At 70.9% G+C, this 15,681-nt stretch carries 14 protein-coding genes and 1 pseudogene; 5 read left to right on the plus strand and 10 right to left on the minus strand.

Translation table 11 applies throughout. From position 1 onward, the window contains the following. Positions 1–18: 18 nt before the first annotated feature. Positions 19–543: an ArsR/SmtB family transcription factor gene (locus tag QP939_RS41930; protein ID WP_285452211.1), complete on the plus strand. Its 525-nt coding sequence runs from the start codon at positions 19–21 to the stop codon at positions 541–543. 55 nt (positions 544–598) lie between these two features. Here QP939_RS41930 and QP939_RS41935 read toward each other — a convergent pair whose 3' ends face one another. The 7 genes and pseudogenes from QP939_RS41935 to QP939_RS41965 all read right to left on the minus strand — a co-directional run bounded on the left by QP939_RS41935 (position 599) and on the right by QP939_RS41965 (position 9,022). After that, positions 599–1,369: an SH3 domain-containing protein gene (locus tag QP939_RS41935; protein ID WP_285452212.1), complete on the minus strand. Its 771-nt coding sequence runs from the start codon at positions 1,367–1,369 to the stop codon at positions 599–601. Between the two features lie 147 nt (positions 1,370–1,516). After that, on the minus strand, positions 1,517–2,956 hold the full coding sequence (locus QP939_RS41940) for a glycoside hydrolase family 3 protein (RefSeq protein WP_285452214.1): 1,440 nt from the start codon (positions 2,954–2,956) through the stop codon (positions 1,517–1,519). A 4-nt stretch (positions 2,957–2,960) separates the two neighbouring features. After that, a complete protein-coding gene (locus QP939_RS41945) occupies positions 2,961–3,791 on the minus strand; it encodes a carbohydrate ABC transporter permease (RefSeq protein WP_285452215.1) in 831 nt (276 codons plus the stop codon). Beyond that, entirely contained in the window at positions 3,788–4,774 is a 987-nt protein-coding gene (locus tag QP939_RS41950) for a carbohydrate ABC transporter permease (protein WP_285452217.1), read from the minus strand. The genes QP939_RS41945 and QP939_RS41950 overlap by 4 nt, the downstream gene beginning before the upstream one ends. Beyond that, entirely contained in the window at positions 4,771–6,069 is a 1,299-nt protein-coding gene (locus tag QP939_RS41955) for a sugar ABC transporter substrate-binding protein (RefSeq protein WP_285452219.1), read from the minus strand. The genes QP939_RS41950 and QP939_RS41955 overlap by 4 nt, the downstream gene beginning before the upstream one ends. Positions 6,070–6,380: 311 nt before the next feature. Further along, positions 6,381–8,184: pseudogene (locus tag QP939_RS41960) on the minus strand (bifunctional sugar phosphate isomerase/epimerase/4-hydroxyphenylpyruvate dioxygenase family protein). Beyond that, complete coding sequence (locus tag QP939_RS41965; RefSeq protein WP_285452221.1) at positions 8,174–9,022, minus strand: shikimate dehydrogenase; 849 nt, start codon at positions 9,020–9,022, stop codon at positions 8,174–8,176. The pseudogene QP939_RS41960 and the gene QP939_RS41965 overlap by 11 nt, the downstream one beginning before the upstream one ends. A 115-nt stretch (positions 9,023–9,137) precedes the next feature. Here QP939_RS41965 and QP939_RS41970 point away from each other — a divergent pair, with 115 nt between their 5' ends. Together QP939_RS41970 and QP939_RS41975 are read left to right on the plus strand one after the other, a co-directional pair. Then, the gene (locus QP939_RS41970; protein ID WP_285452223.1) at positions 9,138–9,779 is read left to right on the plus strand and encodes a TetR/AcrR family transcriptional regulator; all 642 of its coding nucleotides are present in this window, start codon (positions 9,138–9,140) and stop codon (positions 9,777–9,779) included. Between the two features lie 253 nt (positions 9,780–10,032). Next, positions 10,033–11,346, plus strand: a complete 1,314-nt coding sequence (locus QP939_RS41975) for an MFS transporter (RefSeq protein WP_285452225.1) — start codon at positions 10,033–10,035, stop codon at positions 11,344–11,346. On the opposite strand, the gene QP939_RS41980 is transcribed toward QP939_RS41975, so the two are convergent. The 3 genes from QP939_RS41980 to QP939_RS41990 form a co-directional block, all read right to left on the minus strand. Next, positions 11,330–11,857, minus strand: a complete 528-nt coding sequence (locus tag QP939_RS41980) for an FHA domain-containing protein (protein WP_285452227.1) — start codon at positions 11,855–11,857, stop codon at positions 11,330–11,332. The genes QP939_RS41975 and QP939_RS41980 overlap by 17 nt on opposite strands. A gap of 61 nt (positions 11,858–11,918) precedes the next feature. After that, positions 11,919–14,018 (minus strand): (Fe-S)-binding protein, encoded by a 2,100-nt coding sequence (locus QP939_RS41985; protein ID WP_285452229.1) that lies wholly within the window; start codon positions 14,016–14,018, stop codon positions 11,919–11,921. A gap of 31 nt (positions 14,019–14,049) precedes the next feature. Continuing rightward, positions 14,050–14,469: a hypothetical protein gene (locus QP939_RS41990; protein WP_285452231.1), complete on the minus strand. Its 420-nt coding sequence runs from the start codon at positions 14,467–14,469 to the stop codon at positions 14,050–14,052. 219 nt (positions 14,470–14,688) lie between these two features. Here QP939_RS41990 and QP939_RS41995 point away from each other — a divergent pair, with 219 nt between their 5' ends. Together QP939_RS41995 and QP939_RS42000 are read left to right on the plus strand one after the other, a co-directional pair. Next, positions 14,689–14,925, plus strand: coding sequence for a hypothetical protein (locus QP939_RS41995; RefSeq protein WP_285452233.1), 237 nt, complete (start codon positions 14,689–14,691; stop codon positions 14,923–14,925). A 104-nt stretch (positions 14,926–15,029) separates the two neighbouring features. Next, positions 15,030–15,680, plus strand: a complete 651-nt coding sequence (locus QP939_RS42000) for a nitroreductase family protein (RefSeq protein ID WP_285452235.1) — start codon at positions 15,030–15,032, stop codon at positions 15,678–15,680. Position 15,681 lies beyond the last annotated feature (1 nt).

Here is a 15,681-nt window from a genome sequence, read left to right on the forward strand (position 1 = left end):
ATGGACTACGCTCCGCTCATGAGCGAACCCCGCCGCCGGCGCCCGGCGACGCCCGAGGAGGCGAAGGCCCTCGGGCACCCGCTGCGGCTGCGCATCATGCGGCTGTGCCTGGTGGAGGAGCTGACGAACAAGCAGCTGGCCGACCGCCTCGACCGCGACCCCGGCACGGTCCTCCACCACGTCCGGCAGCTGGTGGCGGCTGGCCTGCTCGAACCGGCGCCCGTCCGCACCGGCGCGAGCGGCGCGCTGGAGAAGCCGTACCGCTCGAACAACGAGACGTGGTGGCTCGACGGCCCGCTGTCCGGCGCCGACGCCGAGACGCGGTTCGCGCCGATCGAGATCTTCCAGGAAGAGGTGCGGGCGGCGGGCCCGGAGTCGGTGGCGGTGCACGAGAAGTTCCTGCTGCACCTGTCCCCCGCCGAGGTCGAGGAGCTCGACCGCCGGATCCTCGCGGTGCTGGACGAGTACGTGGCCACCGACCACGAACGGCTCGACCGCCCGGCGCTGGGCGGGATCTTCGTCCTGCACCACCTGAAACCCTGAACGCGGACGGACCCCTGTCCCGGGGAGGCGGGACAGGGGTCCGTCGTACGTCAGGTCAGTGGTTCACCTTGAACCAGGGCTGCGACCAGCCGAGGTAGGTCTGGCCCCACTTGCTCTTGATCTCCGAGATCGTCGTCTCGGTGTAGGTGCCGGCGCCGTGGATGTCGTTCGACAGGAACTTGCCGCCACCGATCGAGATCATCGTGTGGCCCGCACCGCCGTTGGAGAAGAAGGCGAGCCCGCCCGCCGGGACGTCGGTGCTGCCTGCGTGCTTGTAGGAGCTGGGGATCTGCGTCCAGTGCACGTACGCGGTGGTCGAGCCGCTCGCGCTGAAGCCGTAGTTCTGGGCGTTGATGCGGTCGCACCAGCCGTCGTAGGAGGAGTCGTAGTTGGTGTGGACACGCGACTTGGCCTTGGTGACGGCCTGGGCGCAGGTGTTCGGGTCGCCGAGCCCGGAGGTGGAGCACGCGGTGGTCGGTGGGGTGGGGACATCGGTGCAGTCCGGCGCGATCCGGCCGTCGGAACCGGTGTAGACGTAGGTGTCGGTGATGTAGCCGCCGGGGATGTGGTCCCAGATGTTGCTGGTCCCGTACTTGCCGGTGACGGTCTCGCCGGTGGTCTGGCAGTCGATGGTGACGGCGGTGCCGTCGGCGACCGTCCCGGTCGAGGTCGCCCCGGTGCTCGGAGCCGAGCGCACGGTCAGCGGCGCACCGGAGTCGGTGTGCACGGTCCCGGTCGCCGCGAGGGCCGGGGTGGCGCCGGCCAGCACGATAGCCGCGGCCGCCCCGACCACGGCCGCCGTCCGCTTCCCGATCCGAATTCTCATGTGTCCGTCCCTCCAGGATTTCGTGGTGGGGACAGCATGGCGATGGCCGGTACAAGGCTCGTACAAAAGCGCGAACGCCCTGTGAAGATGCGGCAAAAAGGACGAAGCCCCGCCGGACGTCTCCGGCGGGGCTTCCGGACGCCCGGCTCAGGCCAGGTACTCGGCCACCGCGCGTAGGCTCACGTACGAGCCGCTGAACGTGTCGATCCGCGGACCGTCGCCGTCGGCCGGGCCCGGCACGCCCGTCTCGACCCTGATGTAGTCCACAGAGGACAACTCGGCCAGCAGGTCGCGCACCCGCGGGTGCCGGTGCGCCTCCCGCGTCACCACCACGACGCTCGAGAACCCTTGTGCCGCTTCGAGAATCGCCGCGACGTCGTCGGGAGTCGCCGAGATCGCCCGGGTTCCCGGGATCAGCTCGGCCAGGTGCGCGCCGAGGCCCCACGGCATCGGCCCGGCCGCGATCGTCGGCTCGGTCTGGACGTCGACGACCAGTGGCGGGCCGTCCAGCCGGACGTCTCCCCGGATGCGCAGCGCCTTGCGGGCCGCCTCCAAGCCGAGCCGGCGGTCCACCGGGCCCACCGCGGCCGGGGCCGGGTCGGTGCCCAGTGCCGCCGTCCGCGATGCCGCCTCCGCCAGGCGCTCCAGGGGCAGCTCCCCCGCCGCGACCGCCGCCACGATCGCCGACACGCACGCGTCCAGGTGCTCGGCCTCGAACGCCGCCCCGCCCAGGCACAGCGCGTCCGCGCCCGCCGCCAGCGCACGCACCGCCGACTGACCCAGGCCGTCGTGCCGCCCGTACGCGCCCGACACCGCGCCCATCTCCAGCGCGTCGGTGATCACCGCACCCGTGAAGCCGAGCTCACCGCGCAGGACGTCCGTCAGCGCCGTCCGGTTGAGCGTCGCCGGTTCGTCGCCCCACGCCCGGACCACCAGGTGGCCCGACATCACCGCGCGCACCCCCGCCCGGATCGCCGCCGCGAACGGCACCAGCTCGATCTCGTGCAGTTCTTCCAGGGTCCGCGGCAGCACCGGCAGGGCCACGTGCGAATCCTCGGTCGCCGCGCCGTGGCCCGGGAAGTGCTTGGCGCACGCCGCGACGCCGTACTTCTGCAGCCCCGTCACGTACGCCGCGACGTGCGGGGACGCCTTCGCCGGGTCGGACCCGAACGCCCGGACGCCGATGATCGGGTCCTCGGCCGCCAGGGTCAGGTCCGCGCACGGCGCGAGGTTCACCGTGACGCCGCAGGCCGCGAGCCGTTCGCCGAGCGCGGCGGCGACCGCCGTGGTCAGCTCCGGGTCGTCGGCCGCGCCCAGGGCCAGCGGCCCCGGCACGAACGACCCGGTGTTCACGTCGAGGCGGGTGACGTCGCCGCCTTCCTCGTCGATCCCGACCACGACGCCTTCGCGGCCGCCACGCAGCTGCGTGGTCAGCGCGGCGACCTGCTCGTCGTCGACGACGTTGCGGCCGAACAGCACCACCCCACCCAGGCCGCCGTCGATCCGGCGGCGCAGCCAGTCCGGCGCGGTCGTGCCGGCGAACCCGGGCAGGAGAACGGCTTCGGCGAGCTTCTCCGGTGAGGTCACCGCACTACCCCTTCACGGCGCCGGCGGTCGCGCCGGACACCAGCTTGCGCTGCACGAGCAGGAAGAAGATCAGCGCCGGGATCGCGTAGATGACCGACGCCGCCATCACGCCGCCCCAGTCGGTGGCGAACGCGGTGCGGAACGACGCCAGCCACACCGGCAACGTCTCCTTCGGCTTGTCCTGGATGAAGACCAGCGCGAACAGGTACTCGTTCCACGCGGTGATGAAGCTGAACACCGAGGTGGTGACCAGGCCCGGGCCGAGCAGCGGCAGCGTCACCCGGCGGAACGCGCCGGTCTGGCTGCAGCCGTCGATCATCGCGGCCTCTTCCAGCTCGTACGGGATCCCGTTGACGAAGCCGTAGAGCATCCAGACCGTGAACGGCAGCGTGGTGGCGAAGTAGATCAGCAGCAGCGACGGCAGCGTGTTGAGCAGCCCGGCGTCCCGCATCAGCAGGAACAGCGGGATGAACAGCGCCGACACGGGCGCCAGCTGCGCCACCATGACCAGCACCAGGAACCCCTTGCGGCCGGTGAACCGCAACCGCGACAGCGGGATCGCCGCGAGCGTGCCGGCCACCAACGCGCACAGCACCGACCCGACGGTGACGATCAGGCTGTTGAGCAGGTACGTCGGGAAGTTGTCCTTGCCGAGCGCGGTGGTGAAGTTGCCGAACGAGAACGACGTCGGGATCAGGTCGTACTTCGGCGAGAGGATCTCACCCGGCGTCCGCAGGGACGTGACGAACATCCAGTACGTCGGGAAGAGGATCAGCAGCGCCACGACCACGCCCACGACCGAGAGCGCGATCCGCTGCGGCAGCGACTTCCTCACTTGAGATCACCTTCCGGGGTCCGGACCAGCAGCTGGATGTACCGGCCGGTGATGAGCGCGAGCACGATCAGCATCAGCGTGGCGATCGCGCCCGCCGCGCCGAAGTGGTTGCCCGCGATGCCCTTGAGGTACAGGACCACGGCCAGCGTCGTGCTCTCGCCGTCCGGACCGCCCTCGCGGATCGCCCAGATCTGGGCGAAGGCGTTGAAGTCCCACAGCACCGACAGGAACGTCACCATCGTGGTGATCGGCCGGATCGCGGGCCAGGTGACCGCGCGGAACGTCTGCCACGGGCCGGCGCCGTCGATGCCGGCCGCCTCGTACTGCTCGCGCGGGACGCCGATGATGCCCGCGTACAGCGAGAACGTCACGAACGGCACGGCCTGCCACACGATGAGCAGCCCGATCACGGTGAGCGTGCTGGCGCCGCTGGAGAACCAGGAGAACCCGATGAAGCCGTGGAAGCCGAGCCGGTCGAGGGTCTTGTTGAGGATCCCGTACTGCTCGTCGAAGATCCACTGGAACACCGTGGTCGTGGCGATCACCGGCGTGGCCCACGCCAGCACCAGCGTCACCTGGACCATGATCCGCACGACCGGGCCGAGGTGGCGCATGAGCACCGCCAGCAGCAGGCCGCCGAGGATCGTCGCGGCGACGATGGCCGCGGTGAAGACGAGCGTCCGGACGGTGACCGTCCAGAACTCCGGGTCGGCCAGGGTGTTCGTGTAGTTGTCGAGCCCGACCCAGACGGTCTTGCCGGAGACGAGCTCGCCGATGTCGAGCTTGCGGAGGCTGATCCCGAGGACCTGGACCAGCGGCCAGGCGAGCAGGACCAGGATGGCGGCCAGCGCGGGCAGCAGGAGCAGGTACGGGAGGATCCGGTCGCCGAACCGGCCCTTCCGGCGCTTGCGGGCTCCCGGCGTCCGCGCCGATGCCGGCGGGGTCGCCCCCGCCGGCATCGTGATGTTCGCGGTCGCCGTCATCCGCCGATGAGCTTGTCGAGCGCTGCGTTGGCGTCGGCGGTCGCCTGGTCGAGCGTCTTCTTGCCGGTCACGTACGCGGTCAGCATGTCCTTGATCGGGTTCTGACCGGACTCGACGTCGCCCCACTTCGGGCTGGCCGGGACGGCCTTGCCGTTGGCCGAGGCCTTGGCCATCACGCTGCCGAGGGCGTCCTTGTCGAGGCCGCTGGTGTCGGTCGACGTGCCGGGCACGACGCCGGCGGCGGCGAGCTGGCCCTGGTACTTCGCGCTGGAGAGCAGCTTGACGTACTCCTTGGCCGCGGCCACGTTCTTGCTGTTGGCCGGGATCGCCAGGTTGGAGCCGCCGAGGAACACCGGGGCGCTCTGGCCGGCGGTCTTGCTCGGGATGGCGAACGCGGCGGTCTTGTCGGTCAGGCTCGCGTCGGTCTTGGCCGCGGTGGCCAGCTCCCACGGGAGGCCGATCATCATGGCCACCTTGCCGGCGCCGTAGACGGTCGCCTGCTGCGGCTTGGCCTCGTCGGCGTCCTTCGGGGCCTTGGTGCCGGAGGCGTCGACCAGCTGCTTGTAGAACTCCAGGCCGGCCTTGGCCTCGGGGGTGTCGAGGGTGGCCTTGTAGCCCTTGCCCTCGGCCTTGGCGATGTCACCGCCGTTGTCCCAGATGAACGACAGCAGCGCGTACCAGTTCTGACCCGGCATGTAGAGCGCCTGGAAGTCGGGGTCGGAGCCGAACTTCGCCTTCAGCTTGGTGATGGCGTCCAGCCACTCGGTGTTCGACGCCGGCGGCTTGGTGATGCCGGCCTGCTCGAACATGTCCTTGCGGTAGATGACCTCGCGGTTGGCCGCGTAGAACGGGACGCCGTAGGTCTTGCCGTCGTACTCGCCCGACGCCGCGAGGCCCTTCAGCCACTGCCCGCCGTTGAAGCTGTCCTTGTCGCCCGACAGGTCGGTGAGGACGCCCTGCGACGCGAAGGCCGGCGTCTGCGTGTTGCCGACCTCGATCACGTCGGGCGGGGTGCCACCGGCCAGCGCGGTGGTCAGCTTCTGCTGGATGCCGTCCCACTGCTGGATTTCGTACTTGACCTTGACGCCGGGGTGCGCGGTCTCGAACTCCTTGTTGAGCGCGTCGGTCAGGGTGGCCGGCGCGGACCCGGTCATCAGCCAGACCGTCACGGTGCCGCTCAGCGGTCCGCTGCCGCTCGACGAGGCCGCGGTGTCGGTGCCGCCGGAGCCCGCGCAACCAGCGGTCGCGAGCGTGAATGCGGCGGCGCCCGCCGCCAGCTTGAGCCAGCGTTTCACTCGATGCCGTCCTTTCCATGCCCGGCCACCTCGGCCAGGCTCCCCAAATGGTGTAGACCAATGTTGGGGTTAGAGTGGTACGTACCACAGGCCCTGTCAAGGCGGTTGCCGGAACGTTGTAAACGCACCGGGGAGTCTGACGCGCAGTAGCCGGACGGTTACCCGCGTCGGTGACCCGGGCGCCAGAAGTCGTCCGAATAGGAAGGTGTCCGGGCCGTTTTTCACGGCAGGAAGCCGGGTTCCGGCGTGGCCGCGCCCGGCGGGCGCGAAAAAACCGCCCCGGGAAAGGACTCCCGGGGCGGCGACCGTGATCAGGCTGGTGTTTTCGCTGGTGGCACGACATGTCGGCGGGCGCGGTGCGCGGCCATCCGCACGGGCGCGTTCGCCACGCCGAACCCGCGGTAGCCGCCGACCCGCTGGACCACCTCGAAGAACACCCGCGCCCCGGCCAGCGCCGTGTAGAAGTGCAGGAACTCGCCGTCCTCGTCGCGGTCGTAGAGCACCGAGTTCGCCCGCAGCGCGGCCAGCCGCGCCGCCGGGAGGTCGAGCCGCGCCTCGAGGTCGTCGTAGTAGTTGCCCGGGATCTCCAGCAACGGAGCCCCCAGCGCGCGCATCGCCTCCGCCGTCGCGACCGCGTCCGCGCAGGCGAACGCGACGTGCTGTGGCTCGGGTACCGCGGGCGCCCATTCGCCGCGCCGGACCAGGGCGCCGTCCAGCGTCAACCGCACCCCGCCCGCCGCGACGGCCCGGCTGCGGACCAGGCCGAACGGCGCCGCGAACTCGGCCACCGGCGACGGCGTCAGCCCGAACACCGACCGGTAGAACAAAGCCGCCTCTTCAAAGTGGTCGAAGGGCTGCGTGAGGGCCACGTGATCGATTCCGAGGACGCCGGTGCCGGGTGCGGTCTCCCCCGTCGGCACGAAGTCGGCGCGCCAGTCGTCGTTCCCGCACAGGAAGACCTCGGTGCCGTCCGGCGCCGCGACCGCGTTCAGCTCGGCCTCGCGCGGACCGCGCACGCGCGGCAGGACCGGCGCGCGCAGGGCATCCGCCCGGCGGGCCGAGCGGGCCGGGTCGGTGCTGGCGAGCGCGACCGCGCCGACGGCGCCGTGTTCCCCGCCGCCCTCGTTGACGACCACGCGGGCGTCACCCTGCTCCCAGAAGCTCGACCGGCTTGGTGCGGTGCACGCCGGTGCGGGCGAAGCCGAGGGACGCGAGCACCCGGCCCGCGCCGGGATCGGTGACGACTTCGGCGAACGCGTGCCCGGTCAGGGCCGGTGCGGGCGGGAGGTCCAGGACGCCGAGGGACTCCTTGAGCGCCAGCAGCGACCGCATCGCGTCGACCGCGGCCGGACGCGGGTCGGCCTGGCGGAAGACGTCGTTGAAGACCTCCAGGGACAGCGGCCCCCGGTAGCCCGCGGCGAGCACGTGCCCGGTGAACGCCGTCAGGTCGAAGTCGCCCTGGCCGGGGAAGAGCCGGTGGTGACGGCTCCACGGCAGGACGTCCATCGGCAGGCGCGGGGCGTCGGCGAGCTGGAGGAAGAAGATCTTCTCGCCGGGGATCGCGCGGATCGGCGCCGGGTCGTGGCCCTTCGACAGGATGTGGAAGCTGTCGAGGCAGACGCCGAGCGCGGGGTGCGCGGCGCGGCGGACGATGCGCCACGCGTGTTCGTAGCCGCTGACGTGCTTGCCCCACGCCAGTGCTTCGTAGGCGACCTTCATGCCGCGTCCGGCCGCGACCTCGGCCAGCGCGTGCAGTTGTTCGGCGGCCAGGTCGTCGTCGTCGATCGCGTCCGGGGAGACCGACGAGCAGACCAGCACGGTGTCGGCGCCGAGCTCGGCCATGACGTCGAACCTGCGCCGCGCGCGGCGGAGGTTGGCCGCGTGGACGTCGGGCGGGACGGCCTCGAAGTCGCGGAACGGCTGGTAGAGGTCGATCGTCAGGCCGAGGTCGGCGCAGCGGCGGCGGATCTCGGCGGGACTCGACGGCGAGACGACCAGGTCGTTTTCGAAGACCTCGACGCCGTCGAACCCGGCCGCGGCGGCCGCGGCGAGCTTGTCTTCGAGGGTGCCGGAGAGGCAGACGGTGGCGATCGCGGTGCGCGGCTCAGGCGGCACGGGCGGCCTCCCCTTCGAGGGCGTCGAAGTGGCGCAGCATCCGCGCGGGGTCCGGTTCGACGCCGGTGAACAGCCGGAACGACTCGGCGGCCTGCAGCACGACCATGCCGCCGCCGTTCAGGACGCGGCAACCGCGAGCGCGGGCGGCGGCCAGCAGCGCGGTTTCCAGTGGCCGGTAGACGATGTCGGCCACCCACAGGTCCGGGCGGAGCAGCTCGGCCGCGACGGGAGAGCCGGGGTGGGCGGCCATCCCGGTCGGCGTCGCGTGCACCAAGCCGTCGGCGTTCTCCACCGCGGCCAGGTCTCCTGCTTCCGCACGACCTTCGCCGAACCGTTCATTGAGGGCCTCGGCCAGGTTTTCGCCGCGCGCCCGATCGACGTCGTGGATCGTCAGCCGCCCGGTGCCCAGGGAGAGCAGCGCGTGCGCGACCGCGGCGCCCGCTCCCCCGGCGCCGAGCAGGACGACGTCGTCCATCCGGACGTCCGGCAGGCCGCGGCCGAGGCTGCGGGCGAACCCGGTGGCGTCGGTGTTGTGGCCGATCGCGCGGCCGCGTTCGAAGACGACGGTGTTGACGGCGCCGAGCGCTTCGGCTTCCGAGGAGAGCTCGTCGAGGTGCTCGAGGACCAGCTGCTTGGCCGGGTGGGTGACGTTGAGCCCGTCGAACCCGGCCAGCCGGGCGGCCGCGACGACGTCGCCGACCGGGCGGCGCAGCACGTCGAGGTCGAGCAGGCGGTAGACGTAGCGCAGGCCGAGCTCGTCGGCTTCGCGCTCGTGCAACGCCGGGCTGGCGGACGGCCCGATGCCCGAGCCGACGAGTCCGATCAGGTAGCTGGTCACGCCGCGTCCTCCGGAATTAATGTACGAACTAGTGAGTTCACGGTAGCGCGGGACCCGCCCGGACGGAAGGGCTGGGCTAGAGTTGGGGCCGTTCACCTGCAGCGGAGGGAGCCCGGTGGCCGCACCATCGTCGGAGGCCGAACGGCAACGCGACAAGGAGCGCACGCGCGCCGACATCCTCGCGGTGGCGATGCGCGAGTTCGCGGACAAGGGCTACACCGGCGCCCGCGTCGACGAGATCGCCGCCCGCACGAGCACCACCAAGCGGATGATCTACTACTACTTCGGCGGCAAGGAACAGCTCTACATCGCCGTGCTGGAGCAGGCGTACTCCGCGATCCGCGCCCTGGAGCGGCAGGTCGACGTCGAGCACCTCGAGCCCGAGGAAGCCCTGCGGCAGCTGGCGGCGCTGACCTTCGACCACCACGAGGCGAACCCGGACTTCATCCGGCTGGTCAGCATCGAGAACATCCACCGCGCGGAGCACCTCGCGCAGTCCGAGATCCTGGCCGGACTGGCCGACCCGGCCCTCGGCGGACTGACGGTCGTCCTCCAGCGCGGCCGGGCGGCCGGCCGCTTCCGCGCCGACGCCGACCCGCTCGACATCCACATGATCATCAGCTCGTTCTGCGTGTTCCGGCTGGCGAACCGCCACACGTTCCAGGCGATCTTCGGCCGCGACATGCTCGACCCGGCCCGGCGCGAGCACTACCGCACCATGCTCGGCGACCTGGTGATCGACTACCTGACGGCCTGACCCCGGCCCGCCCGGCGCGCGCTGAAGGGGACGTTCATCGCATCCGGTGCGCTGAAGGGTCCTTTCCTCTCATCTGACGCCAGCAAAGGACCCTTCAGCCCGGCGTCCCCGGGCGCGGGACGAGGCGGGCGAGCCGCGAACCGCCTCTTGACACCCGGGGATCCGTCTCGCACAGTCTATTAACTAACTAGACCGTACATTGCTTCCCCGCCGACTCTGCGCAACGAAGCACGGACGTCAGGAGTTCGTCCCCGTGACCGGATCGATGCCCCGCAAGGCGGCGCTGGCCGCCTGGATCGGCAGCGCGCTCGAGTACTACGACTTCTTCATCTACGGCACCGCGGCCGCGCTGGTGTTCAACAAGGTCTTCTTCCCCGCCTCCTCCCCCGCCACCGGCACGCTGCTGGCCCTGGCCACCTTCGGCGTCGGCTACCTCGCCCGGCCGGTCGGCGCGTTCATCCTCGGCCACGTCGGCGACCGGTTCGGCCGCAAGCGCGTCCTCGTCTTCACGCTGCTGCTGATGGGCGTGGCGACGTTCTGCGTCGGCTGCCTCCCGACGTACGCGAGCGTCGGCGTCGCCGCGCCGGTGCTGCTCGTCGTTCTCCGGCTGCTGCAAGGACTTTCCGCCGCCGGCGAGCAGGCGGGTGCGAACTCGATGTCGCTCGAACACGCTCCTGAGCACCGCCGCGCGTACTTCACGAGCTTCACCCTGAGTGGCACCCAAGCCGGCCAGATCCTGGCCACCGCGATCTTCCTCCCGGTCGCCGCGCTGCCGCAGGAGCAGCTGCTGACCTGGGGCTGGCGGGTGCCGTTCTGGTGCAGCGCGCTGGTTGTGGTGGTCGGGTTCGTGATCCGCCGCAAGCTCGACGAAACGCCGGTCTTCGAACGCACCGACGTCGCGAAGCTGCCGGTCGCGGTGCTGTTCCGGGACCACTGGGCGGACGTCCTGCGCGTGATCGTCGCGGCGACGATCGCCTCGGTGAGCACGATCTTCACCGTCTACGCGCTGAGCTACGCGGTGAACACGATCGGCCTGGCGCGGACGCCGATGCTGTGGGTGGGCGTGCTCGCCAACGTCGTCGCGCTGGCGGCGATCCCGTTGCTGGCCGGGCTCGCCGACCGGGTCGGGCGCAAGCCGGTGTTCATCACCGGGTGCCTGCTGTGCGGCGTGCTGATCTTCCCGTACCTGTGGTCGATCTCGATCGGCTCGTACGCGCTGCTGTTCGTGCTCGGCATCGTGCTGTTCGGCGTGGCCTACTCCGGGGTCAACGGCGTCTGGCCGTCGCTCTACGGCGAGATGTTCAGCGCGCGGGTCCGCCTGTCGGGCATGGCGATCGGCACTCAGATCGGTTTCGCGGTGGCGGGATTCGCCCCGAGCGTCGTGGCGGCGATCGGCTCGGCGAAGGAGGATTGGCTCGGGGTCGCGATCTTCACGGCGGCAGTGTGCGTGGTGGCGGCGGGCGCCGCCGCGACGGCCCGGGAGACGTACCAGGTGCCGACCGCGCGGCTCGGGGCACCGGCGACGGCGGCACCGTCCACTGTGGTCGCCTCTACTGTGGACGGCTGAGCACGGTGATCGCGAGTCCCAGCGCGAAGAGGACGGCACCGAGCCGGAAGTCGCCGGGTGCCCCCGCCGTGAGGAAGTGGAGCACCCGGGAGACGCCCAGCCCGAACCCGGCCACGATGAGCGGCGGTCCGAGGAGCACGCCCAGCCGCCGGATTCCCTTGCCGGTACCGGTTTTCGCGAAGACCGGCGGCTCGTCGGCGGCGGGGCGGCTGTCGGCGTAGACGGTGGTGATGGTCCCGAAGGTGACGCGGTCGCCGTCGCGCAGGAGACGGGCCAGTCCCGGGGCGAGGGGCTCGCCGTTGACTCGGGTGCCGGTGCGGGAGCCCGCGTCCGACACCCAGGTGCCGCGCGCGTCCCGGCGCAGCCACGCGTGCCGCGGGCTCACGTGATCGGAGTAGAGCTTGAGGTGCGCCTCCGGCCCGCGGCCGACGAGCCATGAGCCGCGGCGCACCGCCAGCCTCGCCACCGCACCTTCAACCGTCTCGATCGTCGCCGCGTCCCGGTTCCCCATGGTCCCTCCCGTCCGTCCCGACTCCCTTCGGAGCCGGGACGGGCGGCGGGAAATACCGGGATCAGGGTTTCGGTGCGGCCTCCGGGGTCTTCACCCGCTCCAGCAGCAGCTGGGCGACATCCCGGACATCGACGTTCTCGGCCTTCTGCTCGCTCTGCCGCTGAACCAGCCCATCGGTGAGCATCACCCGGCAGAACGGACACCCGGTCACGATCGTCTCGGCGTCCGTCGCGATCGCCTCGTCGACCCGTTCCAGGTTGATCCGCTTGCCGATCTGCTCCTCCATCCACATCCGGGCGCCACCCGCGCCGCAGCACAGCGCCCGGTCCGCGTGGCGGGGCATCTCCGTCAGCTGGGCACCCGCCGCGCCGACCAGGTCGCGCGGGGGCGTGTAGACCTTGTTGTGCCGGCCGAGGTAGCACGGGTCGTGGTACGTGACGCGCGGTCCGTCGTCCACGCCCTTCACCGGGGTCAGCTGGCCGCCGCGGACCAGGCGGTTCAGCAGCTGCGTGTGGTGCACCACCTCGTAGTGCCCGTACAGCTGCGGGTACTCGCGGCTGAGCGTGTTGAGGCAGTGCGGGCAGGTCGTGACGATCTTGCGCAGCCTCGGCTCGCGGCCCTCGAACACCGCGTTCAACGTCTCCGCCGTCTGCTGGGCCATCATCTGGAACAGGAACTCGTTGCCCGCTCGCCGCGCCGGGTCGCCCGTGCACGACTCCTCGTTGCCCAGCACCACGTAGTTGACCCCGGCGATGTGCAGCAGCTCCGCCGTCGCGCGGACGGTCTTGCGGGCCTGGTCGTCGAACGCGCCCGCGCAGCCGACCCAGAACACGTACTCGACGTCCTCGCCCAGCTGCCCGTCGAACACCGGGACGTCGAAGCCGAGGTCCTTCGTCCAGGCGAGCCGCTCGGAGTTGTTCTGACCCCACGGGTTGCCCTTGGTCTCCAGGTTCTTGAACAGCCCGCCCAGCTCGGTCGGGAACGCCGACTCGATCATCACCTGGTAGCGGCGCATGTCGACGATGTGGTCGACGTGCTCGATGTCCACCGGGCACTGCTCGACGCACGCGCCGCAGGTGGTGCACGACCACAGGACGTCCGGGTCGATCACGCCGCCGTCGGCCTCCGGGCCGACCAGCGGGCGCGCCTCTTCGTGCTCGGTGCCCGCGAGGATGTAGGGCGCCTCCTCGAACAGGTTGTCGCGGAGGTTCATGATGACGAGCTTGGGCGACAACGGCTTCCCGGTGTTCCACGCCGGGCACTGCGACTGGCAGCGGCCGCATTCGGTGCACGTGGCGAAGTCGAGCATGCCCTTCCACGTGAAGTCGCCGATCTTGCCGCGGCCGAACGTGTCGTCCTCGCCCGGGTCCTCGAAGTCGATCGCGACGCCGCCGGACTCCATCGGCAGCAGCGGGCCGAGAGCGTCCGGCAGCCGCTTCGCCGACACGTTGATCGGCGCGACGAAGATGTGCAGGTGCTTCGAGTAGAGCACGATCGACAGGAACACCAGCATCACGCCGATGTGCAGCAGCAGGCCGACCGTCTCGAGCACCTCGGTCGTCGAGTGGCCGAGCGGCTCCAGCAGGTTCCCGACGCCGAGCGAGACGTACGCGCCGGACTGGTACGGGAAGTTGCCGGACGCCGAGGACGCGCCGCGGAAGAAGAACATCGTCCAGACGACGTTGAAGATCATGAAGAGGATCAGCCACGCGCCGCCGGTGTGCGAGCCGTAGAACCGGGACGCCCGGTCCTTGCGCTCGGGCGCCTGCCGGATCCGGATCACCGTGAACACGCCGAGCGAGACGGCGACCGCGACGGCGATGAAGTCCTGCAGGAAGCCGAGCACCGCCCAGTGCCCGATCCACGGGATGGCGAACTTCTCGTCGAAGAGGGCCCCGTACGCCTCGAGGTACACCGAAGCGAGGATCACGAAGCCCCAGAACGTGAAGAAGTGCGCGGCGCCGGGCACCGACCACTTGAGCAGCTTGCGCTGGCCGAACACCTCGCGCACCTGCGCGAAGAGGCGGGCGCCCAGCTCGTTCGACCGCTTCGTGTCGGGCTGACCGGCCTTGATCAGCTGGTACAGGAAGGCCACGCGCTTGCCGGCGACGGCGAGGCCGACGACCGTCATGAGCAGGCCGAGGATGAGACGAACGAGCACGAGTCCTCCGCGTCGTGATGGAAGGACCGGCTCAGTGCGAGCCGGTGTAGTACCGGCACGCCTTGCACGCGTACCGCATCTTCGCGACCCGCCAGTGTTTCCGGTACAGATCGAGGTCGGGCGACCACCGGACGCCGAGGCGCTGGTAGCGCCCCGGCCGGCGGTGGCCGGTTTCGTACCGCTCGGTCGCGCGGCCGAGGTGGGCGCGCCGCAGCACGCACCCCCGCGTCCGGCAGCGCCCGAGCGCGCCGCGGCAGAACCGGTGCAGCAGCACCAGTTCCGCCCCGATTTCTTCGACGACGCCGTAGCCGGGGTGCGCCCCTGGCCCGGTGAGCCGCACCGGCAGCCCGCAGTACCCGCACTTGAGGGTGCAGGAGAGGCAGCCGGCGATGTGCCTGAGCCGCAGTTCGCGCCGGTCTTCGGAGCCGGGTCCTCGCACGCGCGACGCCATGGGGCCTCCTGGAGCGACTGTGATCGGCACCACTGCCTGCTACTGGAGGGTAATGAGGAGCTCACTTCGCGCGACAGGACCAAATGGCCTAGTTACATTGGACCGTTCGGCGTAAAAATCGAAGGAAGGATCACCTTCCCGTCCGCAGAACGGATACTGGTGCCTCGCGAATCGCACAGCTGCTCGGCGCACCGTGCCGCGGCGACGGGAGGACCTGACGTGGGCAGTGAAGCCAAGAGGCTGGCGGATGAGCTGGTGAAGGACCTGAAAGCCGCCGGTTGGCAGGAGGGGCGGTCGGCGAATCCGAGCCTGCGGAACGCGATGGACGCGAAGGACTGGCGCCTGTTCGTCGGCCCGGGACTCGAACAGTCGGTCTGGGTGCCGATCAATCCTCCGGACGTCGAGTCCGTTCACCACTCGCGCGGCGTCGCTCGAGGGCAAGGGGCGGACATCTAGCAGGTGACGGTGTCGGCCTGGCTTGCGCGCGGGCGCGAGGTGGCCGTGGCGAGCACCGACGTTCGGCCCTGCTGCCGCCGGTCGGCCCTCGCCACAATCCGGGCATGACCTACCACCCCGTGCCCTACCGGCCCGCCCGGCTGCCCGCCGCCGAAGGGCTCGCCCAGGCCGCCGCTTTGCGGCAGCGGATGGAAGCCCGGCGCTCGGTGCGGATGTTCTCCCCCGACCCTGTCCCCGAACGCGCGGTGCTCGACGCGATCGCGGTCGCCGCCACCGCTCCGAGCGGGGCGCACCAGCAGCCGTGGACGTTCGTCCTCGTCACCGATCCGGCCGTGCGGCGGCGGATCCGCGAAGCCGCCGAGGCGGAGGAACGGATTTCCTACGACGGGCGGCTCGGCGACGCCTGGCTCGACGCGCTGCGGCCGCTCGGCACGGACGCGGTCAAGCCCCACCTGACGGAAGCGCCGTACTTGATCGTGGTGTTCCAGCAACGGTTCGCCCTCGACGACGACGGCGGCGTCCGCAAGCACTACTACGTCGACGAATCCGTCGGCATCGCGGTCGGCATGCTGCTCACCGCGCTGCACGTGGCGGGACTGGCGGCGTTGACGCACACGCCGTCGCCGATGCGGTTCCTCGGTGAGCTGCTCGGCCGTCCGCGCAACGAAAAGGCGTTCGCGGTGATCCCGGTCGGTCCCCGGCCGCCGACAGCGTCGCGGCGCAAACCCCTCGACGAGGTCCTCGTCCGGATCTGAC

The organism is Amycolatopsis nalaikhensis (assembly GCF_030264295.1).
GTDB lineage: Bacteria > Actinomycetota > Actinomycetes > Mycobacteriales > Pseudonocardiaceae > Amycolatopsis > Amycolatopsis nalaikhensis.

Coding starts and splice junctions, on each gene's coding strand:
- QP939_RS41930 (WP_285452211.1), top strand. CDS start 19: ATGAGCGAACCCCGCCGCCGGCGCCCGGCGACGCCCGAGGAGGCGAAG.
- QP939_RS41935 (WP_285452212.1), bottom strand. CDS start 1,369: ATGAGAATTCGGATCGGGAAGCGGACGGCGGCCGTGGTCGGGGCGGCC.
- QP939_RS41950 (WP_285452217.1), bottom strand. CDS start 4,774: ATGACGGCGACCGCGAACATCACGATGCCGGCGGGGGCGACCCCGCCG.
- QP939_RS41980 (WP_285452227.1), bottom strand. CDS start 11,857: ATGGGGAACCGGGACGCGGCGACGATCGAGACGGTTGAAGGTGCGGTG.
- QP939_RS41990 (WP_285452231.1), bottom strand. CDS start 14,469: ATGGCGTCGCGCGTGCGAGGACCCGGCTCCGAAGACCGGCGCGAACTG.
- QP939_RS42000 (WP_285452235.1), top strand. CDS start 15,030: ATGACCTACCACCCCGTGCCCTACCGGCCCGCCCGGCTGCCCGCCGCC.